At 73.0% G+C, this 25,351-nt stretch carries 23 protein-coding genes; 14 read left to right on the top strand and 9 right to left on the bottom strand.

What is annotated here, in order from left to right; all coding sequences use genetic code 11:
- The 3 genes from ACGIF2_RS14815 to ACGIF2_RS14805 all read left to right on the top strand — a co-directional run bounded on the left by ACGIF2_RS14815 (position 1) and on the right by ACGIF2_RS14805 (position 3,606).
- Positions 1-2,496, top strand: a complete 2,496-nt coding sequence (locus tag ACGIF2_RS14815; protein ID WP_396047753.1) for a DUF4118 domain-containing protein — start codon at positions 1-3, stop codon at positions 2,494-2,496.
- Positions 2,493-3,176 (top strand): response regulator, encoded by a 684-nt coding sequence (locus ACGIF2_RS14810; RefSeq protein ID WP_396047619.1) that lies wholly within the window; start codon positions 2,493-2,495, stop codon positions 3,174-3,176. The genes ACGIF2_RS14815 and ACGIF2_RS14810 overlap by 4 nt, the downstream gene beginning before the upstream one ends.
- Before the next feature lie 82 nt (positions 3,177-3,258).
- The gene (locus ACGIF2_RS14805; protein WP_396047621.1) at positions 3,259-3,606 is read left to right on the top strand and encodes a cupin; all 348 of its coding nucleotides are present in this window, start codon (positions 3,259-3,261) and stop codon (positions 3,604-3,606) included.
- A gap of 20 nt (positions 3,607-3,626) precedes the next feature.
- On the opposite strand, the gene ACGIF2_RS14800 is transcribed toward ACGIF2_RS14805, so the two are convergent.
- On the bottom strand, positions 3,627-4,316 hold the full coding sequence (locus ACGIF2_RS14800) for a Crp/Fnr family transcriptional regulator (RefSeq protein ID WP_396047623.1): 690 nt from the start codon (positions 4,314-4,316) through the stop codon (positions 3,627-3,629).
- A gap of 307 nt (positions 4,317-4,623) precedes the next feature.
- Here ACGIF2_RS14800 and ACGIF2_RS14795 point away from each other — a divergent pair, with 307 nt between their 5' ends.
- The 4 genes from ACGIF2_RS14795 to ACGIF2_RS14780 all read left to right on the top strand — a co-directional run bounded on the left by ACGIF2_RS14795 (position 4,624) and on the right by ACGIF2_RS14780 (position 8,354).
- Entirely contained in the window at positions 4,624-4,869 is a 246-nt protein-coding gene (locus ACGIF2_RS14795) for a heavy-metal-associated domain-containing protein (protein WP_396047625.1), read from the top strand.
- The gene (locus ACGIF2_RS14790; protein WP_396047628.1) at positions 4,869-6,809 is read left to right on the top strand and encodes a heavy metal translocating P-type ATPase; all 1,941 of its coding nucleotides are present in this window, start codon (positions 4,869-4,871) and stop codon (positions 6,807-6,809) included. The genes ACGIF2_RS14795 and ACGIF2_RS14790 overlap by 1 nt, the downstream gene beginning before the upstream one ends.
- 139 nt (positions 6,810-6,948) lie before the next feature.
- Positions 6,949-7,266, top strand: coding sequence for a type B 50S ribosomal protein L31 (locus ACGIF2_RS14785; RefSeq protein WP_396047630.1), 318 nt, complete (start codon positions 6,949-6,951; stop codon positions 7,264-7,266).
- A gap of 140 nt (positions 7,267-7,406) precedes the next feature.
- Positions 7,407-8,354 carry a phosphodiesterase gene (locus ACGIF2_RS14780; RefSeq protein WP_396047632.1) on the top strand — a complete coding sequence of 316 codons (948 nt, stop codon included), beginning with the start codon at positions 7,407-7,409 and terminating at the stop codon, positions 8,352-8,354.
- Here ACGIF2_RS14780 and ACGIF2_RS14775 read toward each other — a convergent pair.
- The 3 genes from ACGIF2_RS14775 to ACGIF2_RS14765 form a co-directional block, all read right to left on the bottom strand.
- Positions 8,341-9,996, bottom strand: coding sequence for a stealth family protein (locus tag ACGIF2_RS14775; protein WP_396047634.1), 1,656 nt, complete (start codon positions 9,994-9,996; stop codon positions 8,341-8,343). The genes ACGIF2_RS14780 and ACGIF2_RS14775 overlap by 14 nt on opposite strands.
- A gap of 104 nt (positions 9,997-10,100) precedes the next feature.
- A complete protein-coding gene (locus ACGIF2_RS14770; RefSeq protein WP_396047636.1) occupies positions 10,101-11,093 on the bottom strand; it encodes an ornithine cyclodeaminase family protein in 993 nt (330 codons plus the stop codon).
- 87 nt (positions 11,094-11,180) lie between these two features.
- Entirely contained in the window at positions 11,181-12,125 is a 945-nt protein-coding gene (locus ACGIF2_RS14765) for a LysR family transcriptional regulator (protein ID WP_396047638.1), read from the bottom strand.
- 102 nt (positions 12,126-12,227) lie between these two features.
- Between ACGIF2_RS14765 and ACGIF2_RS14760 the strand changes: the two genes are divergently transcribed.
- The 3 genes from ACGIF2_RS14760 to ACGIF2_RS14750 all read left to right on the top strand — a co-directional run bounded on the left by ACGIF2_RS14760 (position 12,228) and on the right by ACGIF2_RS14750 (position 16,428).
- Entirely contained in the window at positions 12,228-13,403 is a 1,176-nt protein-coding gene (locus ACGIF2_RS14760) for an NAD(P)/FAD-dependent oxidoreductase (RefSeq protein ID WP_396047640.1), read from the top strand.
- 89 nt (positions 13,404-13,492) lie between these two features.
- The gene (locus ACGIF2_RS14755) at positions 13,493-14,854 is read left to right on the top strand and encodes a 2-oxoadipate dioxygenase/decarboxylase family protein (protein ID WP_396047642.1); all 1,362 of its coding nucleotides are present in this window, start codon (positions 13,493-13,495) and stop codon (positions 14,852-14,854) included.
- Positions 14,851-16,428 carry an aldehyde dehydrogenase family protein gene (locus tag ACGIF2_RS14750; protein ID WP_396047644.1) on the top strand — a complete coding sequence of 526 codons (1,578 nt, stop codon included), beginning with the start codon at positions 14,851-14,853 and terminating at the stop codon, positions 16,426-16,428. Before ACGIF2_RS14755 ends, ACGIF2_RS14750 begins: the two co-directional genes overlap by 4 nt.
- A 20-nt stretch (positions 16,429-16,448) precedes the next feature.
- Here ACGIF2_RS14750 and ACGIF2_RS14745 read toward each other — a convergent pair whose 3' ends face one another.
- The 3 genes from ACGIF2_RS14745 to purT all read right to left on the bottom strand — a co-directional run bounded on the left by ACGIF2_RS14745 (position 16,449) and on the right by purT (position 18,576).
- The gene (locus ACGIF2_RS14745) at positions 16,449-16,853 is read right to left on the bottom strand and encodes a carboxymuconolactone decarboxylase family protein (protein WP_396047646.1); all 405 of its coding nucleotides are present in this window, start codon (positions 16,851-16,853) and stop codon (positions 16,449-16,451) included.
- Positions 16,846-17,283, bottom strand: coding sequence for a MerR family transcriptional regulator (locus ACGIF2_RS14740; RefSeq protein WP_396047648.1), 438 nt, complete (start codon positions 17,281-17,283; stop codon positions 16,846-16,848). Before ACGIF2_RS14740 ends, ACGIF2_RS14745 begins: the two co-directional genes overlap by 8 nt.
- A 93-nt stretch (positions 17,284-17,376) precedes the next feature.
- Positions 17,377-18,576: a formate-dependent phosphoribosylglycinamide formyltransferase gene (purT, locus tag ACGIF2_RS14735; protein ID WP_396047650.1), complete on the bottom strand. Its 1,200-nt coding sequence runs from the start codon at positions 18,574-18,576 to the stop codon at positions 17,377-17,379.
- 199 nt (positions 18,577-18,775) lie between these two features.
- Between purT and ACGIF2_RS14730 the strand changes: the two genes are divergently transcribed.
- The 4 genes from ACGIF2_RS14730 to ACGIF2_RS14715 are packed head-to-tail and all read left to right on the top strand — an operon-like array spanning position 18,776 to position 23,259.
- Positions 18,776-20,119 (top strand): ABC transporter substrate-binding protein, encoded by a 1,344-nt coding sequence (locus ACGIF2_RS14730; RefSeq protein WP_396047652.1) that lies wholly within the window; start codon positions 18,776-18,778, stop codon positions 20,117-20,119.
- A 33-nt stretch (positions 20,120-20,152) separates the two neighbouring features.
- On the top strand, positions 20,153-21,127 hold the full coding sequence (locus tag ACGIF2_RS14725; protein ID WP_396047654.1) for a carbohydrate ABC transporter permease: 975 nt from the start codon (positions 20,153-20,155) through the stop codon (positions 21,125-21,127).
- Complete coding sequence (locus ACGIF2_RS14720) at positions 21,120-21,959, top strand: carbohydrate ABC transporter permease (RefSeq protein WP_396047656.1); 840 nt, start codon at positions 21,120-21,122, stop codon at positions 21,957-21,959. The genes ACGIF2_RS14725 and ACGIF2_RS14720 overlap by 8 nt, the downstream gene beginning before the upstream one ends.
- A gap of 28 nt (positions 21,960-21,987) precedes the next feature.
- Positions 21,988-23,259, top strand: a complete 1,272-nt coding sequence (locus ACGIF2_RS14715; protein WP_396047658.1) for an MFS transporter — start codon at positions 21,988-21,990, stop codon at positions 23,257-23,259.
- Between the two features lie 42 nt (positions 23,260-23,301).
- Here the strand turns inward: ACGIF2_RS14715 and ligD are convergent, their stop codons facing one another.
- Positions 23,302-24,372 carry a non-homologous end-joining DNA ligase gene (ligD, locus tag ACGIF2_RS14710; protein WP_396047660.1) on the bottom strand — a complete coding sequence of 357 codons (1,071 nt, stop codon included), beginning with the start codon at positions 24,370-24,372 and terminating at the stop codon, positions 23,302-23,304.
- A gap of 63 nt (positions 24,373-24,435) precedes the next feature.
- Positions 24,436-25,152: a head GIN domain-containing protein gene (locus ACGIF2_RS14705; RefSeq protein WP_396047662.1), complete on the bottom strand. Its 717-nt coding sequence runs from the start codon at positions 25,150-25,152 to the stop codon at positions 24,436-24,438.
- Positions 25,153-25,351: the final 199 nt, after the last annotated feature.

Genomic DNA, 25,351 nt, shown 5'->3' with positions numbered 1-25,351 from the left:
CTGACTGTCTACCTCGGTGCGGCCCCGGGCGTCGGCAAGACGTACGCGATGCTCGACGAGGCGCACCGGCGTGCGTCGCGCGGCACGGACGTGGTGGTCGGGCTCGTCGAGACGCATGGGCGGGCGGCCACGGCCGCGCTGCTCGACGGGCTCGAGGTCGTGCCGCGGCAGACCGTCACCTACCGCGACCAGGAGTTCGGCGAGCTCGACGTGGACGCCGTGCTGAAGCGCGCGCCGCAGGTCGTGCTCGTCGACGAGCTCGCGCACACCAACGTGCCCGGCGTCGAGCACGCCAAGCGCTGGCAGGACGTGCACGACCTGCTCGACGCGGGGATCGACGTGGTCACCACCGTGAACGTGCAGCACCTCGAGTCGCTCAACGACGTGGTCGAGGCCATCACCGGGGTCCGGCAGCGCGAGACCGTGCCCGATCACGTGGTGCGCGACGCCGACCAGGTGCAGCTCGTGGACCTCTCGCCGCAGGCGCTGCGCCGCCGGCTCGCGCACGGCAACGTGTACCGGGCCGAGCAGATCGACGCATCGCTGTCGTCCTACTTCCGGGTCGGCAACCTCACCGCGCTGCGCGAGGTCGCGCTGCTCTGGCTCGCCGACCGGGTCGACGACGCGCTCACCACCTACCGCCGCGACCACAGCATCGAGGAGCCGTGGCCGGCGCGTGAACGGGTCGTCGTGGCGGTCACGGGGGGGCCCGAGGGGGAGACGCTCATCCGCCGCGGAGCCCGCATCACGCAACGCTCGGCGGGCTCCGAGCTGCTCGCTGTGCACGTGCTGCCCACCGACGGCCTGCCCGGTGCAGCACCCGGCGCGATCGCGGCCCAGCGCGAGCTCGTCGAACAGCTCGGCGGCGCGTTCCACACCGTGGTCGGCGAGGACGTGGCCACGGCCGTGGTCGACTTCGCGCGCGGCGTCAACGCCACGATGATCGTGGTCGGGGTCTCGCGCCGCAGCCGCTGGCGTGAGGCGCTCTCGGAGAGCAACGGCGTCGAGATCGCCCGCCTCGCCGAGAACATCGACGTGCACCTCATGACCCACGAGAAGGCCCGTGCCGGGCGGGGCCCCGAGCACCGCAGCGCGCTGCTGTCGCGGCGGCGCACGATCGGCGGCTGGGTGCTCGCCGCGCTCGGACCCGTCGCCCTGACCCTGCTGCTCCACACGGTCGGTGGTGGCGTCGACCTGTCGACCGAGCTCGTGCTGTTCCTCGCCCTGACGGTCGCGGTCGCGCTCGTCGGCGGTCTGTGGCCCGCGGTGTCGAGCGCCCTGATCGGGTTCTTCGCGCTCAACTTCTACTTCACCCCGCCCACCGGCCGGTTCACGGTCTCGTCGCCCGAGAACGCGCTCGCGCTCGTCGTCTTCGTGCTCGTCGCGGCGGCCGTCGCCTCGGTCGTCGACCTCGCGGCACGGCGCACCGGGCAGGCGTTCCGGGCCCGCGCGGAGGCGTCGGCGCTCGCGGCGGTGTCCCGGTCGGTGCTCTCGGGGCAGGACTCGGCCCAGGCGCTCGTCGAGCGGCTGCGGGAGACCTTCCTGCTCGAGTCCGTGGCCCTGCTCGAGCGGGTGCCCGGCGGTGAGCGGGGCCGCAAGGAGTGGCGGGCGCTCGCGACCGACGGTCCGGCCCCGGCCCTGGCGCCCGACGACGCGCAGACCGTGGTCGCGATCGACGACACGCGCGTGCTCGCGCTACGGGGCCGGGTGCTGCCCGCGAGCGACCGGCGCGTGCTCGACGCGTTCGCCTCGCAGGCAGGCGCCGTGCTCGAGCACCGGCGCCTGCGCCAGGAGGCCGACCGGGTGCACGCGCTGCAGCAGGCCGACGCCGCCCGCTCGGCCCTGCTGGGTGCGGTGTCGCACGACCTGCGCACCCCCCTCGCGACGATCCGCACCGCCGTCGACGGCCTCACGTCGCCCGACGTGCGGCTCGACGCGGAGGACACGGCCGCGCTGGTGGGGGCCCTGGGCACCTCGACGGCCCGGCTCGAACGGCTCATCGACAACCTGCTCGACCTGTCGCGGCTGCAGACGGGCAGCGTGCGACCCGCGCTGCGCCCCACGAGCCTCGACGAGGTGGTGCCGCTCGCGCTCGAAGGTCTCGACCCGGGGCACGTCGAGCTCGACGTGCCCGAGGACCTGCCGCTCGTGAGCACCGACCCGGGCCTGCTCGAACGGGTCGTCGCGAACGTCGTGGGCAACGCGGCCCGGCACGCGCCGCCCGGCACCCGGGTGCGGCTGGCCGGCTCGGCGACGCGCCGCACGGTCGAGCTGCGGGTGATCGACACCGGGGCCGGGCTCTCGGACGAGCTCAAGGACCAGATGTTCGAACCGTTCCAGCGGCTGGGAGACAGCTCGCCGGGCGGGCTGGGTCTGGGGCTGGCCGTCGCGCAGGGCCTGGCCGAGGCGGTGGGCGCCGAGCTCACGGCCGAGGACACCCCGGGCGGTGGCCTGACCATGGTGCTGACGGTGCCGCGTGCCGAGGAGGGCTCATGAGCGGGTCGAGGGTGCTCGTGGTGGACGACGAGCCGGGCCTGGTGCGCGCGCTCGCCATCAACCTGCGTGCGCACGGCTGGGAGGTCGCGACCGGCGCCGACGGCGCACAGGCCCTCGACCTCGCGGCGTCCTGGCATCCCGACGTGGTGCTGCTCGACCTCGGGCTGCCCGACATCCCCGGGCTCGACGTCATCGCGGGCATCCGCGGCTGGAGCCGGGTGCCGATCGTGGTGCTCTCGGCCCGGCAGCACGGCGAGGACAAGGTCGATGCCCTCGACGCCGGCGCCGACGACTACGTCACCAAGCCGTTCGCCATGAACGAGCTGCTCGCCCGGCTGCGGGCCGCGGTGCGCCGCGCCGCACCCGGCGACGCCACCGAGGCTGTCGTCGTCGCGGGCGACCTCGAGATCGACCTGGCCCGACGGCGCGTGCTGCGTGCAGGCACCGAGGTGCGGCTCAGCCCCACCGAGTGGGCGATCGTCGAGGTGCTCGTGCGCAACCGCGGCCGCCTCGTGTCCCGCGAGCAGCTGCTGCGCGAGGTCTGGGGCCCGGCCTACACGTCCGAAACCGGGTACCTGCGCGTCTACACCGCGCAGCTCCGCCGCAAGCTCGAGGTCGACCCGTCCAACCCGCGCCACCTGCTGACCCAGCCGGGCATGGGGTACGTGTTCGAGGTGTGAGCGCGCGCCGCGCCCGACACGCCGAGCTCCACGTCGGCCTCGCGCCGAGCCCCGTACGCTCGGCGCGATCCCTGGAGGAAACGTGGCCAACCTGAGCCTTCTCGCCCAGTCGCACCTCGACGCCGCCCGCGCGTCTGACCACGGCCGCAGCGCCGAGCTCCTGCTGCACGACGGCCCGCTGCGACAGACCGTCATCGCACTCGCGGCCGGCACCGAGCTCGCCGAGCACAACTCGCCCAGCGCGGCCAGCCTGCAGGTCCTCGTGGGTCGCGTGAAAGTCACCGGCGTCGAGGTCGATGCGTTGGTCGCAGGCGAGATTGCGCTGCTCACGCACCTCCGGCACGCGGTGCTGGCGGAGGAGGACTCGGTCTTCCTGCTGACGACGGTGACCGGCGTGGAGCCAGCCACGGAGCCCACCAGGGCGCGGTAGGCGCGTGTTCCGCGCTGCGTTCAGTCCGAGGGGCCCGCAGCGACGTCGGCCAGGCGCTGCCGGTCGAGGACAGCGGTCCAGCGGCGTCCCGAGTCGATGACCTGGTCCTTGCGCAGCTGGCTCATCACCCGGGACACGGACTCGGGCGTCGAGCCGGTCATCCCGGCGAGGTCTGTGCGGGAGAGCGGGATCTGGAGCAGGGTGCCGCCGTCGTCGGCGCGTTCCTGGCCGAGCTTGTCGGCCAGTCGGAGCAGGGTCGCGGCGACGCGCTGGGCCACGGTGTCCGTGGAGTGGTGGCCCAGGTCGGAGCGGGCCTGGGCGAGGCGAGCCGCGACGTCGTCGAGGACGCGCAGGGCGACCGGCGGGTGCTCGGTGAGCACGGCCCGGAACGCGGCGGGGTCGATCCGCAGGGCGCAGGTGGTCGTGAGGGCCTCCGCCGACTCCGGGTAGGTCGGATCCCCGAGGGTGGTCAGGGTCCCGAAGAGATCGCCCGGGGTGAGGAGGTCGACGACGATCTCGCGCCCGCCGCCGGTCGGCCGGGAGACCTTCACCCGGCCGGAGGCCAGGACGTAGAGGTGGTCTGCGGGGGCGCCGGCGGTGAACACACGGCTCCCGGCCGCCCAGGCGAACGAGACCATCCGGGCGTCGATGGCCTCGAGCTGCGGGACCGAGAGGCCGGAGAACAGCGGGACGTGGCTCAGCACGCGCATCCGGACCGGTGCCGGGCACTGGTGGGGTTCGGCGCAGGGCGTCCGTAGCGGGATCCGCCGTCGATCCGATGGTGGCCTCGAACCGTCGTGCTGGTGGTGCGTGTGCGGGGTGCTCACATCGTCTCCTGGGCTCGGCGTGAGCGTATCTCTCCTGCCCAAGGCCCCGTCGCTGGTGACGCGGGCGTCGATTCCGTGCGGTGCTGCGGGTAACTGATCCGCGTCATGTTCGCGTGGCGGTGCGCCTCCTAACGTCGGCGTCAGTCGCCTCGGACGGGGCGGCCGAGGCTCCACCAGAAGAGGTCCGATCATGAGCTCCACCACCCCCTCCACTGCTGTGACCCGCACGATCCTGCGGGCCGAGGGCTTCTCGTGCCCGTCGTGCGTGGCGAAGATCGAGAAGCAGGTCGGACGGCTGGCCGGCGTCAGCGCCGTCACTGTGCAGTTCGCCTCGAGTCGCATCGAGATCGACCACGACCCGCAGGTCGTCGGGGTCGAGGCGCTGATCGCCGCGGTCGCCAAGGCCGGCTACGCCTCCACTGCCGCAGCGTTCTGATGACCGTCGCCCAGAAGTTGCGCGGTCGCTGGGGAGTTCCCGCAGTGAGCGGACTGCTCATCGCGGGATCCGCCGCGATCGCCACGGTGTTCGGGGCGGGGTTCGCGAGCAACGCCGTCATGGTCGCGGCAGCCGTCGCTGCCGGCTCACCGATCGCGGTCCACGCCGTCCGCGCACTGGCGGCGCGAGTGGTCGGCATCGACCTGCTCGTCACCGTCGCGTCCGTCGGGGCGGTGGTGATCGGCCAGTACTGGGAGGCCGCCGCGGTGACGTTCCTGTTCGCGGTCGGCCACGCCTTGGAGCAGGCGACCCTGAACCGGACCCGGTCGGCGTTGGCCGAGCTGGTCGCCGTCGCCCCGGACGTCGCCGTCGTGCTGCGGGAGGGCGGCCAGATCGAGGTGGCAGCCGCCGACGTCGCCATGGGGGAGACGGTCGTGGTCAAGAACGGCGCGAAGGTCCCGGTCGACGGCGAGGTCGTCGCCGGGGCCGGGGCTGTCGACCAGGCCTCCATCACGGGGGAGTCGATCCCGGTGGAGAAGGCCGTCGGGGACCAGGTCTTCGCCGGCACCGTCTCCCGTGGTGGTGTGCTGCAGGTGCGGGCGACCGGGGTCGGGGCCGACACGACGCTGGCCCGGATCATCCACCGCGTCGAGGAGGCGCAGGACGCCAAGGCCCGCACCCAGCGGTTCATGGACCGGTTCTCCCGTTGGTACACGCCCGGCATCGTCGTCCTCGCGGTCGCCGCGGGGGCGGTCACCGGCGATGTCGTCCTCGCGCTGACCCTGTTGGTGATCGGTTGCCCGGGGGCGATGGTCATCTCCATCCCGGTCTCGATCGTGGCCGGCATCGGCCGCGCGGCCAAGGACGGCATCTTGATCAAGGGCGGGGAGCACCTGGAGCGGGCGGCGAAGATCACGGCGGTCGCCGTCGACAAGACCGGCACGCTGACGCGTGGTCGCCCGCTCCTGACCGACGTCGTCGTGCTCGCCACGGGGGCGGACCGCGCCGCCGTCCTACGCTGGGCTGCGCTGGCCGAGGCCGGCTCCGAGCACCCCTTGGCACGCCCGGTGCTGGACGCCGCCCGCGCCGAAGGGCTGCCCGTCGGTCAGCTCCCGGAGGTCGCTGAGTCCATTCCTGGGAAGGGCATCACCGCGACGAGCGGGGGGCATCGCGTCCTCGTCGGCAACGTCGCCCTGCTGTCCCAGTTCGGCATCGCCGATGCCCTGGGGAGCGATCGGGTCGCTGACGAGCTCGCTGCTGCGGGGCGCACACCGATGATCGTGGCGGTCGATGGCGTCGTCCTCGGCGTGCTCGCCGTCGCCGACGAGGTGCGGCCCGACGCCGCGGAGATGGTCGCCGAGCTGCACCGTGCGGGCGTGCGCACCGTCGTCATGCTCACGGGGGACGCCCTCCCGGTCGCCCTCGCCGTGGGCGAGGCGACCGGCGTCGACGAGGTGCGGGCCGGGCTGCTGCCGCAGGACAAGCACGACGCCGTCCGGGAGCTGCAGCGCGAGGGGTACGTCGTGGCCATGGTGGGCGACGGCGTCAACGACGCCCCCGCGCTGGCCGTCGCGGACCTCGGGGTGGCGATGGGCGCGGCTGGATCGGCCGTCGCCCTCGAGACGGCCGACATCGCGCTGATGGCCGACGACCTGCGGAAGCTGCCCCAGGCCATCCGGCTGGCGCGCCGCACCGTCGCGACCATGCGGCAGAACATCGCCGTCGCGCTTGTCACGGTGGCGCTGCTCCTGCTCGGCGTGCTGCTCGGCGGGGTGACCATGTCCGTGGGGATGCTCGTGCACGAGGTGTCGGTGCTGGTCGTCATCCTCAACGCCATGCGACTGCTGCGCAGGCGGGCACGGTCCTCCGCGGCTCCCGGCACCGCGGCGGTCGGCCCGCACCACGGCGCCGAGCGCGTGGCGGAACCCGCTCTGCTCTGACACGACGACGCCGGCCCGCGCCCCACCAGCGGCTGGAGGCGCCAGGCCGTCGCGGAGGGGAAGCACGTCCTCGGCCGGGGCGGGAGAGGTGACGCGCGCACCGGCTGCGCCTCTCAGCGTCCCGGCACATGCTGGAGGCATGAAGAAGGACATCCACCCCGACTACCACCCGGTCGTCTTCCGCGACGTGTCAGGCGAGTTCGCCTTCCTCACGCGGTCCACGGCCACCCCGTCGAAGACCGTCGTCTGGGAGGACGGCAACACCTACCCGGTGGTCGACATCGAGATCTCGAGTGCGACGCACCCGTTCTATACAGGGCAGTCGCGTGTGGTCGACACCGCCGGGCGCGTGGAGAAGTTCCGGCAGCGCTACGGCGACCGGGGCAGCAAGGGTGCCGAGAAGAAGGCGGCCCCCGAGCCGCCGGCCCCCGAGGCGTCCGACTCCGGCGAGGCCTGAGAGCCGTTCCCCGCGGTCGCGCGGGCACCGCTGTGTCCGGACGCTCCCGGTTCGACGCCTCACCGACGCCTGGAGGTCGCCGGGTGTTGGGTTGGGGGTGGTGAGATCGACGCAGGACGGCGAACCCAGGACGGGGAACGATGAACCACCGCGTAGCCGAGCACCCTCGTCCGCACCATGTGCTCTGGCACCTGAGCGACACCCACCTGGTCGGTGACGGCCCGCTGTACGGCGCCGTCGACGCGACCGCGCGGCTGCGGCAGGTGCTGGCCGAGGCCGAGGCGTCGGGGGCGCGCCCGGACGCGATCGTCGTCACGGGTGACCTGGCGGACAAGGGCGAGCCCGACGCGTACGCGCTGCTGCGGGCCGTCATGGAACCCGTCGCCGAGCGGCTGGGTGCCCTCGTCGTGTGGGCCATGGGCAACCACGACGACCGTGCTAGTCTCCGCCGCGAGCTGCTGGGGGAGCCGGCCTCGGACGAACCTGTCGACCGGGTGGACGACGTGGACGGGCTGCGCATCGTCACCCTCGACACCAGCGTGCCGGGCCATCACCACGGCGAGGTGAGCGAGGCGCAGCTGCGCTGGCTCGCTGGGGTGCTGGCCGAGCCTGCCCCGCACGGCACCGTCCTCGCGCTGCACCATCCGCCGGTGCCGAGCGTGCTGGACCTCGCCGTGCTCGTCGAGCTGCGCGACCAGCACCGCCTGGCCGACGTGCTGCGCGGCACCGACGTGCGCACGGTGCTCGCGGGGCACCTGCACTACTCGACGACCGCGATGTTCGCGGGCATCCCCGTCTCGGTCGCCTCGGCCACCTGCTACACGCAGGACCTCAACGTCGCGGCGGGCGGTCTGCGGGGGCGCGACGGCGCGCAGGGCTTCAACCTGGTCCACGTGTACGACGACACGATCGTGCACTCGGTCGTCCCGCTCGGCGCGGGCCTGACGGTGGGGGAGCCCGTGACGCCCGCGGAGGCGACCCTGCGTCTGGCCGCCGCCGGTGTGGTGATCCCCGAGTCGCTCACCGAGCGGCCCCTGGCGGGAGCGGGTGACCGCCCCCGCGCAGGGGCGGCCGTCAGGCGAGGCTGACGCCCGGTCCGCTCTCCGTCGGCTTCTCCCACGGTGCGGGGATCGGGTAGTACTGCTCGAGGAACTCGGTCACGGCGCGCGTGCGCAGGTCCGCGTCGATCTCGGGGAAGCTGCCGTCGTTGAGGCAGAAGAAGTCCATCGCCCGCGAGGCCAGCAGCGACGTCATGTCCGCGAGGCCGGCCCGTGAGGTGGTGTCGACGTACTTCACGCGCGCGTTCTCCTGCGCGACGGCACGCCCCGAGAGCAGCGCGTAGTAGTGGTAGAGCGAGTTCGTCACCGAGATGTTCGAGCTCGCCCGGAAGGGGCTGGCCGCGGTGGCGGCGAACTCGTCCGGGAACTCGGCCTCGAGCTCGGCCATCACGCTGCGGCGCAGCGGGGTCGCGGCGTGCTCGAGGTGGCGGGTCGTGACGCGGCCGAACCGCTCGTTCAGCAGCCGCCGGTTGACGCGGGCGGCGTTCTCGAAGCCGCTGCGGACCTCGTTGTTCTCCCCGAGCCCGATGCGGGTGCTGGCCTCGATGAACTTGGTGATGCCGCCCGGGGAGAAGAACATCGCCGGGCTGACGGCACGGCCGAAGAACATGTCGTCGTTCGAGTACAGGAAGTGCTCGGCGAGCCCGGGGATGTGGTGCAGCTGGGACTCGACGGCCTGCGAGTTGTGCGTGGGCAGCACCGACGGGTCGGTGAAGAACTCCTCGCTGCGCACGAACGTCACCGACGGGTGGTCGGCGAGCCAGGCCGGCTTCGGGGAGTCGCTCGCCACGAAGATCCGCCGCACCCACGGGGCGAACATGTGCACCGAGCGCAGCGCGTACCGCAGCTCGTCGATCTGCCGGAACCGGGCCTCGGAGTCGTCGCCCTCGCCCACCACGTAGCTCTGCATGCGCGCGGCCCGGGCCTTCTGCCAGGCGCTGTCGGTGCCGTCGACCCAGGAGAACACCAGGTCGATGTCGAACGCGATGTCCGCCGCGTGCTCGGCGAACATGTTCTCGATCGTGGGCCAGCTGCGCCCGTACCGCTCGACCGTGCCGCGCACCGCCTCGTCGCGGTGGATCACGCGGCGGGTGAGCGAGTTCTCGACCGGCAGCACGATCTCGTCCTCGCTGAACGCCCACAGCTCGATCTGCACGCCGGTCGCCGCGCCGTACCGCAGCCCGCCGACCGGGCACACGCGGGGCCGGTAGAGCCGGAACGCGCGCGCCTTGGTCGTGGTGGACAGCGCGCCGTCGGCGACCAGCAGGGTCGGGGCCTTCGCGTCGAGCGACTTGACGTAGAACGGCTCGTCCGCACAGGCACGCGCGAGTGCGGCGCGCAGCGCCTTGCGCTCGGCCCGGTCTACTGCGATCACCGGGCGCTCGTCGTTGCCCCGCACCAGGAGGTAGCCCACGCCCGCATCGTCGAGCGCGGCCCGCACGAACAGCAGGTCCTCGACCATCGCGTCCTGCGGGGTCAGGCTCTCGTTGACCAGGCAGTAGCGGCCCTTGACCAGCAGCACGTCGGCGCGGTCGCGCAGGCGTGCCCGGGAGGCCGCGGTGGCGGGCAGCGCGGGCTCGAGATCGGTCTCGGGGGGTGCGAGGTAGACGTCGCGCGGGGCGGGGGAAGAGGAGATAGCAGGTCCGATGGTCGAAGGGGGGATGCGGGACACCGCGGCCTGAGCGAACGGCTCACCACGAGACGACCACTCCGGTGAGGCAGGCAGTGCGAGCGTACCCGGCGGTGGGCCCGGCGTCCCTGTGCGGTGGTCGGCGCTCACAGCGGGACGCGTCGGCCCAGGCCCTGCTCGACGGCGGCCGTCCAGGCGGCCCACGCCGCCTCGGCGTCCTGCACCCCGACCCCCATGCTGTGGAACACGAGGACCTGCGCGTCGTCGGTGCGGCCGGGGTGCGTGCCGACCAGCACGTCGCCGAGCGTGGTGGTGCGTGCCGGGTCGAGCACCCCGGCCTCGTCGGCCTCGACCACGCAGCCGCCGTGGGTCAGGGCCTTCGCGGCGTCGTCGAGCACCAGGAGGTCGGCCCGCGCGGTCACGTCGAGCGCGAGCTCGCGCCGGTCGGGCGCGTACGAGCCGAGGGTCAGCACCGTCGCCCCCGGGGCGATCCAGGCGGCGTGCACGATCGGCGTGCGGCTGAGCGTGCAGGTCGCCACGACGTCGGCCCCGCGCACCGCGTCCTGCGCTTCGCCCACCGCCCGCGCGGGGAGCCCGGCGGCGACCAGGTCGTCGGCCATCGCCTGGGCATGGGCGCGGGTGGGGCTCCAGACGCGGACGTCCGCGAGGGCGCGCAGCGAGGCCAGCGCCAGGGCGACCTCGCGTGCCTGCACCCCGGAGCCCAGCACGCCGACCACGCGGGCGTCGGGCACCGCGAGCACGTCCGCCGCCGCGGCGAGGCCGTGCGCGGTGCGCATCGTGGTGATCGTCGCGCCGTCGAGCACGGCCAGCGGCGTGCCGTCGTCCGGGTCGAGGATCGTCACGAGGCCCTGGACGGTCGGCAGGCCGCGCGCTGTGTTCCCGGGCACCTGCATGCCGAACTTGACCACGACCCCCGTTCGCCCGGGCACGGCGCCCGTCAGCGCGAACACGAGCTGGTCCGGTGCGGGGCCCGGGTGGTAGACGCTGCCGCCGAGTGCGTGGCCACCCGTGGCGAGGGAGGCGAACGCGGACTTCTGGGCGGCGACCGACGCGGCGAGCGGCAGCGCCGCCCGGATGTCGGCGGCGGACAGGACGAGCAGGGTGGCCACGGTCCTCACGACCTCTCGCTGGTCGACGTCACATCGGGTCGGGGTACGCACTGCCGTGAGGTGGAATCTCAGCGTCGGGGCACGGCGCCGCACAAGTCACGATTCGTGCGGTCGACCATGCAGCGTTCCTGAAAGGTTGTCGTGCGCGTGCCCCACGACGTCCTCGATCACCTCGACCACGGCCTGCACCGCGGGCCTCTCGACGCCCGCGCGCGTCCCCACGAGCACGACCTGGCGGTGCACCGGGACGGTGAGCGTGCTGGTGCGCAGCGTCCCGGGGGCGGCGAAGCGCAGCATCAAGGGCGTCGCCAGCGTGGCCCCCAGGCCGTGCGCGGCGAGGGCCAGGGACGTGGCGGTGTCGTTGACCTCGTGCACAGCGCGCGGCTCGAAGCCGGCGGTACGGCACGCGGTGCGCACCGCGACGCCGAAGTGGGTCGACGCGGGCGGGAGCACCCAGTCGAGGTCGGCCGCGTCCCCGAGGGTCAGGGTGGGCGGCAGGTCCCACCCGGGAGCCGACATCAGGGCCAGGTCCTCGCGCAGCAGGGTGCGGTGGGTCGCGCCGTCCTCACGCGGGATGGGGGCATCCGGGTAGTCGAGCCCGAGCCCGAGGTCGACGTCGCCGCGGCGCACGGCGACCGCCACGTCGTCGACCGCGAGCTCACGGCTGCGCAGCTGCACGAGCGGGTGGCGGGCGGCCAGCGCCGCGACGACGGGAGCCAGCAGCGAGGCCGCGACGGTCGCGAAGATGGCGAGCCGCACCGTGCCGACGGCCTCACGCGTGGTGGTGCGCACCGCGTCGCGTGCCTCGTCCTGCGCGGCGAGGAGCAGGGTCGCGCGCTCGGCGAGCACCTGCCCCGCGTCGGTCAGGCGCACGGTGCGGCCCACCCGGCGCAGCAACGGCACCCCGACGGTGGCCTCGAGCGTCGAGAGCTGCTGGGAGATCGCCCCGGTGCTGTAGCCGAGCGCCTGCGCCGCGGCCGACATGGTGCCGCGCTCGGCCAGCGCCTGCAGCGCCCGAAGGCCCGTCCAGGGAAGGTCCATGCACCAGATCTAAACGGTTCGCACGAGTATCTGTCGATAGACGTGAAAGATCCGGGTCCCGAGACTGAGGGGATCCGTGACCGTCCCCCCGGTGGAGGTGGCATGAGCCTGTCCGAGCACCACCGCGGCCCCGTCCCCCGCGCAGCCGAGGTCGTCGTGGTCGGCGGGGGAGTGATGGGGGCCGCCGTCGCGTTCCACCTGGCCGAGGCAGGTGTCGACGTGCTGCTCGTCGAGCGCGACGAGCTCGCCTCGGGCTCCTCGGGCAAGCCCCTCGGCGGTGTCCGCGCGCAGTTCTCCGACCCGCTCAACGTCGCGCTCGGCGCGCACAGCCTGCGGGCCTACCAGGACTTCGGGGTGCGGCCGGGCGCCGACATCGGGCTCGAGCAGGTCGGCTACCTGTTCCTGCTGCGCACCGACGCCGAGGTCGAGCTCTTCACGGCGAGCGTCGCGATGCAGAACGTGCTCGGCGTGCCCAGCCGGATCATCGGGCCCGACGAGGTGCAGCGGCTGTGCCCGTACGTCGACCCCACGCGCTACGTGGCAGCGGCGTACTCGCCCGAGGACGGCTTCGCGCGCCCCGCGGCGGTGGTCGAGGGCTACGTCACGGCGGCCGAGCGGCTCGGCGCGCAGGTGCGCACCGGGTGCGACGTGACCCGCATCGGCACCTCGGGAACGCGCATCACCGACGTGCAGACCACCCGCGGCGTCGTCCGGACGGGCACCGTGGTCTGCTGCGCCGGGGCGTGGTCCCGGGGGGTGGGTGCGCTCGTCGGCGTGGACCTGCCCGTGGAGCCGCTGCGTCGGCAGATCGCGTTCAGCCCCGCGCTCGAGCCCGCGCCGCCACGCATCCCGTTCACGATCGACTACGGCACCACGTTCTACTTCCACAACGCGGGCGACGGGCTCGCCGTGGGTATCGCCGAACCCGACCAGGACGTGGGGTTCGGCGTGGCCTACGACGACGAGCCGCTGCTCGCCGCGCTGCGCGACGCGGCCGCGACCTGCGCCCCCGCACTGCAGGGCGTCCCGCTCGACCACGGGTGGGCCGGGCTGTACGAGATGACCCCCGACCACAACGCGCTGATCGGCGAGGCCCGGGGCGTGAGCCGCTTCCTGTACGCCACGGGCTTCTCGGGGCACGGCTTCCTGCAGGCCCCCGCGGTGGGGGAGGTGGTCCGCGACCTGGTCCTGGAGCGCACCCCGTTCCTGGACGTCGCGGCGTTCCGGGCCGAGCGGTTCGCCCAGGCGGCGCTCCTGACCGAGGCGAACATCATCTGACCCGGCGCACCCGCCCCGGCCCCGACCCGCACCCGACCCCACCCGCACCCCACCCGCCCCGACCCGCACCCGACCCGCGAGGAGCGCCCATGAGGCTCGTCGAACCCTGGGAGCTGCGCGCCGCGTTCGCCCGCAGCCTCTCGGACATGTACGGCACCGAGGTGCCCGCGTACACGACCCTGCTCGACGTCGCGCACGAGGTGAACCGTGACGTCCTCGCCGCGCGCGGCGCCGACGCCGAGCGGCTCGGCAGCATCGACCGGGTCACGGCCGAGCGGCACGGCGCGATCCGGCTCGGCACCCCGCGCGAGATGGCCCAGGTCGCGAGCATCTTCGGCGCGATGGGCATGCACCCCGTGGGCTTCTACGACCTGCGCGAGGCCGCCACGAGCGCCGTGCCCGTCGTCTCGACAGCGTTCCGCCCGATCGCCGCCGACGAGCTCGCGCGCAACCCGTTCCGGGTGTTCACCTCGGTGCTCACGCCGGCCGACCGCCGCTTCTTCTCCCCGGACCTCGCGCGGCGGCTCGACGCGTTCCTGGCCGACCGCGAGGTCTTCGCCCCCGAGCTGCTCGAGCTGGCGGCCCGCGCCGAGGCCGACGGCGGCCTGGTCCGCGCCGACGCCGACCGGTTCCTCGCGCTCGCCACCGCCGCGTTCGAGCTCTCGCGCGAGCCCGTCGACCGCGCCTGGTACGACGAGCTCGAGCGGGTGTCGGCCGTCGCGGCGGACATCGGCGGGGTGCGCAGCACGCACGTCAACCACCTCACCCCGCGGGTGCTCGACATCGACGACCTGTACGCCCGCATGCAGGACCGCGGCATCACGATGATCGACGACATCCAGGGACCGCCGCGCTGGGAGGGGCCGGACGTGCTGCTGCGCCAGACGTCCTTCCGGGCGCTCGCCGAGCCGCGGGCGTTCCGAGGGCCCGACGGCGCCGTCACCACCGACACCCTGCGGGTGCGGTTCGGCGAGGTCGAGGCCCGCGGCATCGCCCTGACCCGCGCCGGGCGGGCGATCTACGACGCGGCGATCGCCGAGGTCCGCACCGCGACCGCCGGCCTCGGCGCCGCCCAGGGGCAGCACGTGGCCCGCGAGATCTGGCGCCGCGACTTCCCCGCGACCGAGCACGAGCTCGCCGAGCGCCGGCTCGGGTACTTCACGTACCGCGCGGTGGCCGGACGCGTCGTCGCCGACCCCATCGTGTACGAGGACTTCCTGCCGATGTCCGCCGCGGGCATCTTCCAGTCCAACCTGACCGCCGACGGGTCCAAGGACGTGACCCAGGAGGGCGTCGCGCTCGACGCCGACTGGATGGCCGGCGTCGTCGGGCGCACGCTGCACGACCCGTTCGACCTGTACGCCGCCCAGAGCGAGGCCTCGGCCGCGCAGGTCTGCGCGGACCTCGACCTCGACCCCGCGACCCTGAGCCCGATCGGAGCGAGACGATGACGACCTCGACCGGAACGACCCCCGACTCCCGCACGTCCCCCTCGCAGGACCCCGACCCGGCCGACCTGCGCTCCGCGGCCCTCGCGGCCCTCGCCCGCCTCGGGGCGCGCGTGCCTGCGGTCACCCCCGGCGCGGCGACGAGCTGGGCGCGGTCGCCGCTCACGGGGGAGGACCTGCTCGAGCTGCCCGTCGCGTCGCCCGCCGACGTCGAGACCGCCCTGGCCGCGGCCCGCGAGGCGTTCGTCGCCTGGCGGACCGTGCCCGCCCCCGTGCGCGGCCGGCTCGTGAAGCGTTGGGCCGAGCTGCTCGCCACGCACCAGGACGACCTCGCCACGCTCGTCACCCTCGAGGTCGGCAAGATCACCGCTGAGGCGCGCGGCGAGGTGCAGGAGATGATCGACGTGTGCGACCTCGCGGTCGGCCTCTCGCGCCAGCTCGAGGGGCGCACGATGCCCTCCGAACGGCCGGGTCACCGGCTGATGGAGACCTGGCACCCGCTGGGTGTCGTCGCGGCCATCAGCGCGTTCAACTTCCCCGTGGCCGTGTGGTCGTGGAACACGGCGATCGCGCTCGTGTGCGGGGACACCGTGGTGTGGAAGCCCTCCGAGCTGGCCCCGCTCAGCGCGCTCGGCGCCGCGGCGCTGCTGGACCGGGCCGCGGCCGAGGTCGGGGCGCCAGCCGGGGTGAGCAGCGTGGTGCTGGGCGGTCGCGAGGTGGGTGACCTGCTGGTGCGCGACCCGCGGGTGGTCCTCGTCGCCGCGACCGGGTCCGAGCGGATGGGGGCCGAGGTAGGCCCCGTCGTCGCGGCCCGCTTCGGGCGCACGCTGCTCGAGCTGGGCGGCAACAACGCGGCGGTCGTCGCACCGTCGGCCGACCTCGACCTCGCGGTGCGCGGCGTGGTGTTCGCCGCGGTGGGCACCGCAGGGCAGCGCTGCACGTCGATGCGCCGGCTCATCGTGCACGAGGACGTCGTCGAGGAGGTCCTGGCCCGGCTCGTGACCGCGTACTCCCACCTGCCCGTGGGCGACCCGCGCGAGCCCGGCACCCTCGTCGGGCCGCTCGTGAGCACAGCCGCGCGCGACGCCATGCTGGCCGCGCTCGCCGAGGCGGTGGCGGACGGCGGCACCGTGCTGGTGGGCGGTGAGCCGCACCCCGTCGAGGGGGCGCCCGGGGCCGCGTACGTCACGCCCGCGCTCGTGCGGATGCCCGCGCAGACGGCGGTCGTCCGCCGCGAGACCTTCGCCCCGATCCTGTACGTGCTGACCTACCGCGACCTCGACGAGGCCGTCGCGCTGCACAACGACGTGCCGCAGGGCCTGTCGTCGGCGATCTTCACGCGGGACCAGCGTGAGGCCGAGCGGTTCATGGCGGCCGACGGCTCCGACTGCGGGATCGTCAACGTCAACATCGGCACGTCGGGCGCCGAGATCGGTGGCGCCTTCGGCGGCGAGAAGAGCACGGGCGGGGGACGGCAGTCGGGGTCGGACGCGTGGCGCGCCTACATGCGCCGCGCGACCAACACCGTCAACTACTCGGACGAGCTGCCGCTCGCGCAGGGCGTCAGCTTCGGCTGAGCACGCACGGCGAGCGGTGGTCACTCGAGCGGCAGCAGTCCCCGCTCCGCGAAGACCTTCTTCGCGGCGAACGTCGCGTTCAGGGCTCGGGGGAAACCGCAGTAGACCGCGGAGTGCAGGAACGCCTCGATGATCTGCTCCGGGGTCAGCCCGACGTTCAGGGCAGCGTTGATGTGGACGTCGAGCTGCGGCTCGCAGCCGCCGAGCGCTGTCAGCATCCCGAGCGTCACCAGCTGCCGATCCCGCGGAGCGAGCGCGGGACGGGCGTAGATGTCGCCGAACCCCCAGGCGACGACCTGATGTCCGAGCTCCGGGGAGATGTCCTTGAGCGAGTCGATGACGTTCGTGCCGGCCGTGCCGTCGATCGCGTCGAGCACCTTCCGGCCGCGCTCGTAGCGTTCCTCGCGCGTCGTCGATTCACTCATGGGTGTGTGCTCCTTGGGTCGGGTCGTCGCTCGCGCGGAGGTCGGCGAGGTCGGCGAGGTCGTGGCGGTAGGTCGCGATCTTGGCGTCGAGCGTCTTCTCATGGCTGAGGAGCAGCGCGATCTGCTCGTGCAGTCCGGTGCGGTGCGCTTCCAGGAGCGCGAGGCGCGCCTCGGTCGTCGGCGTGCCCTCGGCCCGCAGCTCGGCGTACTTCCGCATCTGCGCGATCGGCATCCCGGTCTCGCGGAGACGCAACAGGAACCGCAGCCACTCGATGTCCGACGCCGAGTAGCGGCGCTGGTTCCCCGCGCTGCGGGCGACCGATCGGATCAGGCCCGCACGCTCGTAGTACCGAAGCGTGTGCGCCGACAGCCCGGTCGCAGCCGCCATCTGCGCGACCGTCAGGCCCGGTGTCTCGAACTCGTCTGTCACACCGAGCAGGCTAGAAGTTCGAGCGCGCTCGAAGTCAATCCCTCGGCGCCGACGTCCTCCCAGCGGCGCGGCCACAGACCAGCGGATCAGCGGTCAGGCGGGGCGCGGACGCACCAGGCTCGCGGCGAGCGCCGCCTGCGCGCGGGCGGTGTCCACGTCCTCGTCGTGGACGAGTGCGACGCCCATCCGGCGGTGCACCCGGCTGTCGGCCTTGCCGAACAGCCGCAGGTCGCTGTGCGGCACCCGCAGGGCCTCGTCGACGCCTTCGAACACGACCGCGGCCGCGTCGACCCCGCCGTGCACCACGGCGCTCGCCCCCGGGCTCAGCAGCGTGGTGTCCACGGGCAGCCCCAGGATGGCCCGCGCGTGCAGCTCGAACTCGCTCTGCCGCTGCGTGGTCATCGTGACCATGCCCGTGTCGTGCGGGCGCGGGCTGACCTCGCTGAACCAGACCTGGTCGCCGCGCACGAACAGCTCGACGCCGAACACGCCCAGCCCGCCCAGGTCGTCCGTCACGGCCCGCGCGATCTCCTGCGAGCGGCGGAGCGCGACGGGGGACATGGGCTGCGGCTGCCAGCTCTCGACGTAGTCGCCCGCGACCTGCCGGTGACCCACCGGCTCGCAGAAGTGCGTCCCCACGGTCCCGTCGGTCTCGACCGCGCGGACCGTGAGCAGCGTGATCTCGTAGTCGAAGTCGACGAAGCCCTCGACGATCACGCGACCGCCCTGGACGCGACCACCCTCCTGCGCGTGCTCCCAGGCCGGGGTCAGGTCGGCCGGGCCGTCGAGCCGGCTCTGGCCCTTGCCTGAGCTGCTCATCACCGGCTTGACGACGCACGGGTAGCCGATGCCGTCGACCGCCGCGCGCAGCTCGTCCAGCGAGTCGCAGAACCGGTACGGGCTGGTCGGCAGCCCCAGCGTCTCGGCCGCGAGGCGCCGGATGCCCTCGCGGTCCATCGTCAGCCGGGTCGCGCGCGCCGTCGGGACCACGCGCACCGCACCCTCGGCCTCGAGGTCCACCAGCACCGACGTCGCGATGGCCTCGATCTCGGGCACCACCACGTCCGGCCGCTCGGCTTCGACGAGGGCGCGCAGCGCCTGCGGGTCGGTCATGTCGATCGTGTGCGCGCGGTGCGCGACCTGGTGTCCCGGCGCCCCGGGGTACCGGTCCACGGCGATGGTCTCGACGCCCAGCCGCTGCAGCGCGATCAGCACCTCCTTGCCGAGCTCACCCGAGCCCAGGAGCATCACGCGGGTCGCGGAGGGCGTGCAGGGGGTGCCGAGCGGGGTCATGGCGGGTCCTTCGGGCGGCGGGCGGGTGCCCCGCATTCTGCCGCGCCGCCCGGCGCCGGTGCCACGCGGTGACCTTCTCGACGAGCCGGGACGTACCGGGACGCATACGATCAAAAGGGTCGGGTGTGAGAGCTCGGCGCACAGGTGGGCCGGCCCGTTCCGGACGCCGGCCCCCGTCTCGGTCAGGGGGGACCATCTCGTGAAGACACGCACACTCACCGCCTCCGTCGCCGCCGCAGCGTTGCTGCTCGGCATGACGGCATGCTCGAGCTCCGACGACTCCGCCGACGACGCATCCGGCTCCGCGTCGGACGGCGGGTCGTCGAGCGGGGCCACGCTCACCTACTGGGCCAGCAACCAGGGCACGAGCCTGGACAACGACAAAGAGGTCCTGACGCCCGTCCTGGCCGCGTTCACCGAGCAGACCGGCATCCCGGTCGACCTCGAGGTCATCGGGTGGAACGACCTGCAGACCCGCATCCAGACGGCGGTGACCTCGGGCCAGGGGCCCGACGTCGTCAACATCGGGAACACCTGGGCGGCCTCGCTGCAGGCCACCAACGCGTTCATGCCGTTCGGCTCGGAGGAGATGGACGCGATCGGCGGTGCCGACAAGTTCGTGGAGACGGCGCTCGCGACCGGTGGCGTCGAGGGGCAGGACCCGACGTCGGTGCCGCTCTACGGGCTGGCGTACGGGCTCTACTACAACAAGGCGATGTTCGAGCAGGCCGGTCTGCAGCCGCCCACGACGTGGGAGGAGATGGTGACCGCAGCACAGACGCTGACGGACCCGAGCACCGGGGTCTCGGGCATGGTGCTCGCCGCGGGCAGCTACACCGAGAACAGCCACTTCGCGTTCATCAACGCCACCCAGAACGGCGAGGAGCTGTTCGACAGCGACGGCGCCGCGACGTTCACCTCGGACGGGGTCGTGGACGGGATCTTGCGCTACGTCGACCTGATGCAGTCGGACAAGGTCGTGAACCCCTCGAACGCGCAGTACGACAACGGCGCACTGGCGGTCGCGGACTTCGCGAACGGCAAGGCCGCCATGATCCTCACGCAGAACAACGCCGGTGCGACGCTGAGCGCCAACGGCATGACGGACGACCAGTACGGGGTCGTCGCCTACCCCGCACCGGAGGGCGCCGAGTCCGACGTCGCGAGCCACGTCGCGGGCATCAACCTCTCGATCTTCGACAACACCGACGCCAAGGACGAGGCGCTGCAGTTCGTGAAGTACATGACCAGCCCCGAGGTGCAGAGCACGCTCGGTCGGCCGTTCTCCACGCTGCCCGTGCTGAACGACGCGGAGGCGACGTTCACCGACAACGCCGAGCAGGCGCAGACCTTCATCGACATCTACAACACCCGCTCCGCCCCGCTGCCGCTGGTCCCGTCCGAGGACCAGTTCGAGAGCACGGTGGGCAAGGCTATGAACCAGATGTTCGCGACGGTCGCCACGGGAGGCAGCGTGAGCGCCTCCGACGTGAAGGCCGCACTGCAGACCGCCCAGGACCAGGTCGCCGCCACAGCCGGCTGACGTCCGGAACTCGTCTGACATAGGAGGCGCACGGTGGCCACCACCTCGGTCTCGGAGCGGGACGACGCGGAGAAAGGTGTCCCGCCGCGTCCGGTCCGGCGACGTCGACGCCAGGGGTGGTGGCTGCCGTACGCCATCCTGGCGCCGGCGGTCCTGTTCGAGCTCGTGATCCACGTCGTGCCGATGATCACCGGCCTCTGGATGAGCTTTCGCGGGCTGACGAAGTTCTTCATCAGCGACTGGACGGCAGCCCCGTTCACCGGGCTGCGCAACTACCGGCTCGCGGTCGACGTGAACGGGGCCGTGGGGGAGGCCCTGTTCAAGTCGTTCCTGGTGACCTGCGGGTTCACCGTGCTCGTCGTCGCGTTCTCCTGGGCGTTCGGGATGGCGGCGGCGGTCGTGCTGCAACGCTCGTTCCGGGGGCGGTCCGGCTGGCGCACGCTGTTCCTGGTGCCCTACGCGCTCCCCGTGTACGCGGGGGTGCTGACGTGGAACTTCATGCTGCAGCGGGACACGGGGATGGTGAACCACCTGCTGGTCGAGGACCTGGGGCTGCTGACCGAGAAGCCGTTCTGGCTGATCGGGTCCAACGCGTTCGTCTCGGTGGTGGTCGTGGCGATCTGGCGCATGTGGCCGTTCGCCTTCCTCATGCTCATGGCCGGGCTGCAGTCGGTGCCGCAGGACGTCTACGAGGCGGCGGCCGTCGACGGCGCGCACGCGTTCCGCACGTGGCGCTCGATCACGGTGCCGATGCTGCGGCCTGTGAACACGGTGCTCGTGCTCGTGATGTTCCTGTGGGTGTTCAACGACTTCAACACCCCGTACGTGCTGTTCGGGACCGCGCAGCCGACCTCGGGCGACCTCATCTCGTTCCACATCTACAACGCCACGTTCCTCACCTGGAACTTCGGCCTCGGCGCAGCCATGTCGGTGCTGCTGCTGCTCTTCCTGCTGCTCGTGGCGGGCATCTACCTGCTCGTCCTGAACCGGAGGTCCCGCCGTGCATGACACCACCGCGTTCAAGGTGTTCCGGGTCGTGGTCGTGGTGGTGCTGGCGACGTTCACGATCCTGCCGCTGTGGGTCATGGTGGGGTCGTCGGTCAAGCCGTTGGCCGACGTGCGGGGCACGTTCACGTGGTGGCCCACCGAGTTCACGCTCCAGCCGTTCGTGGACATGTGGAGCACCATCCCGCTGGCCCGCTACTTCATGAACAGCGTGATCGTCTCGACCGCGGCGACTCTCGCCAGCGTCGCGATCGCGATCTTCGCGGCGTACGCCGTCTCCCGGTACCGGTTCCGCGGGCGGACGGCGTTCACGACCACGGTGCTCTCGACGCAGATGTTCCCGGGGGTGCTGTTCCTGCTGCCGCTGTTCGTCATCTTCGTCAACATCTCGCAGACGTTCGGCGTGCAGCTCATCGGCAGCCGGATCGGCCTGATCATCACCTACCTGACGTTCTCGCTGCCGTTCGCGATCTGGATGCTCGCCGGGTACTTCGACGGCATCCCGCGCGAGCTCGACGAGGCCGCGCGGGTCGACGGGTGCTCACCGCTCGGCGCGCTGTTCCGCGTCGTGCTGCCTGCCGCGCGGCCCGGGGTCATCGCGGTGGCGATCTACGCGTTCATGACCGCGTGGGGCGAGGTGCTGTTCGCGTCCGTGCTCACGTCGCAGAGCAACCGCACCCTGTCGATCGGGCTGCGCGAGTACTCGACCCAGATCAACGTCTACTGGAACCAGGTCATGGCCGCCTCGCTCGTCGTGAGCGTGCCCGTCGTGATCGGGTTCCTGCTGCTCCAGCGCCAGTTCGTCGCGGGCCTGACCAGCGGATCGGTCAAGTAGCCGCAACACTGTTGTGCTACAAAGCCGGGTGACCGAACGCTCTGGCGCCCCCGCGGCTGCCGCACGCCCCCGCACCACGACGACCGCCGGCCCCGCCGCGGGCCGACCCCCGCGTCCCACCGCGGGTGTCGTGCACCTGCTGGCCCTGGTGCTCGTGAGCCTCAACCTGCGCGGTGCGATCGCCGCGGTCTCGCCGGTGCTCGACGACATCCGGGCCGACCTCGGGCTGGGTGCCGGGACCGCCGCGCTGCTCACCACGCTGCCCGTGCTGTGCTTCGCGCTCGGCTCGCTCCTTGTGCCTGGCATAGCGCGCCGGTGGGGCGTCGACCGGGCCGTGATCACCGCGCTGCTGGTCATCGCCGCGGGCATCGCGCTGCGGCCGTGGGGTGGTGCGGTGCCGCTGCTCGTGGGCACCGTCGTGATCGGGGCCGGCATCACGATCGGCAACGTCCTGATCCCCGTGCTGGTCAAGCGGGACTTCTCGCGCCGGCTCAACACCGTGACGGCGGTGAGCACCGCCTCGCTCACCACGGGGGCCGCGATCACAGCCGTGCTCATGACCCCGCTCGCGCACGTCCTGGGTTGGCGTGCCGCGACAGCCGTGTGGGCGGTCATGGCCGCCGGCGGGGCGGCGCTGTGGTGGCGCTCGTCGCAGGGCCGGGGCGAGGTGGAGCTGCCGCGCACGCGAGGGCGCTCGCCCGTGTGGCGCGCCGGCGGGGCCTGGGCGCTCGCGGTCTACTTCGGGACGCAGTCCGGCTCGTACTACGCGGTCACCGCGTGGCTGCCCGGGATGCTGCGCGACATGAGCGGCCTGAGCGCCGACGCTGCCGCGCTCGCGATGTCCACGTTCCAGGTGCTCGGGATCGTGGGCGCGCTGGCCACGCCCGTGCTCGTCGCACGCACCCGGTCGCCCCGCGTGCCGGCGGTGATGTTCGGGCTCCTCTGGGCCGCGACGTTCGTCGGGCTCCTGCTGGCTCCCGGACTGTGGGCCGTGTGGATCCTGCTCGGGGGAGCCGTGCAGGGCGGTGGGATCTCCGTCGCGTTCATCCTCATCGCCCGTCGCGCGGTCGACGCGGACGTCGCGCGCTCGCTGTCGGCGATGGTGCAGGCCGTCGGATACAGCCTGGGCGCCGGGCTGCCCGTGCTCGTGGGGGTGCTCTCGGGGGCCGGGTGGACGATCCCGCTGGGCGTGATGGCGCTCGTGGCGCTGGTCATGGCCGGCAGCGGGTTCGCCGCCGGCAGCTCGGGGACGATCGGCCACGCCGCGCCCCGAGCGGCTGAGGTGCCGGTCGCGGTCTGACGGCGTTCGCGGCTCGCGCGGCGGTCCGCGCGCGGCTGCGGGTCAGTGCGCCCGGTCGCGGTCCTTGCTCGGCTGCACGCGCTTGGGCTCGCCCGGCATCTTCGGGTACTCGGGCGGGTAGGGCAGGTCCTCGTGCCCGTGGTCGCGCTCGTCCCGGTCGGCCATGTCCAGCAACGGCTGGATCGAGTACCCGGGGCCGTCGACGGCACTCAGCGGTGCGAACAGGTCGCCGACGTCGGCGAAGCGCCCCGGCATGGTCGTCACGTCGAAGTCGTCGGGGGCCACGACCGTGAGCTCGTCCCAGGCGAGCGGTGCGGAGACCGTGGCCCGGGGGTTGGCGCGCACCGAGTACGCCGAGGCGATGGTGCGGTCCCGGGCCATCTGGTTGTAGTCGATGAAGATCCGCCGCCCGCGCTCCTCCTTCCACCAGTGCACGGTCACCAGGTCCGGCAGGCGGCGCTCGACCTCGCGGCCCAGCGCGATCGTCGCGCGCCGGGCCTGGGTGAACGTCCACCGCGGCGCGATCGGCACGAACACGTGCAGCCCGCGTCCGCCCGAGGTCTTGGGCCAGCCCTCCATGCCGCACTCGTGCAGCACCTCGCGCACCACGGGGGCGACCCGCACAGCGTCGGAGAAGTCCGTGCCCGGCTGCGGGTCCAGGTCGATGCGCAGCTGGTCGGGTGCCTCGACGTCGTCGCGGCGCACCGGCCACGGGTGGAACGTCAGCGTGCCGAGGTTCGCGGCCCACGCCACGACCGCCAGCTCGGTGGGGCACACCTCGTCGGCCGTGCGCCCGCTCGGGAACGCGATCCGCGCCGTCTCGACGTACGGGGGAGCGCCCTGTGGGATGCGCTTCTGGTAGAACGCGTCGCCCGACGAGTCGGTCCGCGTCGCGAGCCGCGCACCCTCGAACACCCCTTTGGGCCAGCGCTCGAGCGTCGTCGGCCGGTCGAGGAGCGCCGCGAGGATGCCGTCACCCACCGACAGGAAGTACTCGACCACGTCGAGCTTGGTGATCCCGCGCGCGGGGAAGACGACACGGTCGGGACTGCTCACGCGGACGGTGCGACCTCGCACGTCGAGCTCGACCGCCGGCGTCTTCGTGGGCGCCATGGGAGCCAACCTAGACGCGCGCGGCGAGCCCGTCGCGGCGACGCCCGCCCGGCCGCCGTGCGTTCACTGCTTCTCGACGCGGCCCGTCCCGTCGACCGTGCTCGTGACCTGCGGGTCACCGGTGTAGCGGACCGACCCGGTGCCCGAGACGTGCGCGTCGAGGGTGCCGGTCGCGTTGACGTCCGCGCTGCCCGTGCCGGAGATCTCCACGGTGGTGTCCTCGGTCACCAGACCGGGGGCGTCGTAGGACCCGGTGCCCTCGACCGAGACGTCCTGACGGGCCGCCGTGCCCTCGAGGCGCACGTCGCCCGTGCCCGCGATCCGCACGTCGAGGCTGTCGACCTCGATCGGTTCGAGCCGCACCGAACCGCTGCCCTCGGCCCGGATCGTCAGCCCGGCCTGCGCCGCGATCTGCCCTTCGATGCTCCCCGACCCGCTGAGCGTGAGCTGGTCGACGTCCGGCAGCACGAGGTCGTACTGCACGTCCCCGAGGTCCCCGAGGGCCGACGAGACCCCCAGCGTGAGCTCGCCGTCTTCCGTCACCGCCGTGAGGTCGTCGATGACGTTCTCTCCCGCCGTGACGGTGAGAGAGGCGGTGGGACCGACGCCGATCACGAGCCGGCCCGGGGTCTTCAGGTGCACCCGCGTCGGGTCGTCGATCTCGCGCTGCTCGCTCGTGCTCGGCCCGGGGTCCAGCACCACGCGTGAGCAGCCGCCGGTGGCCACCACCAGGCAGGCGACGGCCACGCCCGCCAGCGCGACGATCCTTCGACGGTTCATGACCTCGTCCTCTCGATCCCCGCAGGCGGCCGCGAGCGGCAGACCGTCCTCGTGTGTTCGCCCTGGCCGCGGCGTCTGTTGTCCGCGCTGGGTGGGTGGCGTCGATCCTCCCACCAGGACGCCGCAGGTCGCATGGTCGATCCCGACGGCCACGGCCTCGTCGGGACAGAACGGCGACGGGCGCCGCACGGGGGCCGGA

This window comes from Cellulomonas sp. P22 (assembly GCF_044392165.1).
This window is presented reverse-complemented; position numbering and strand designations above follow the sequence as displayed.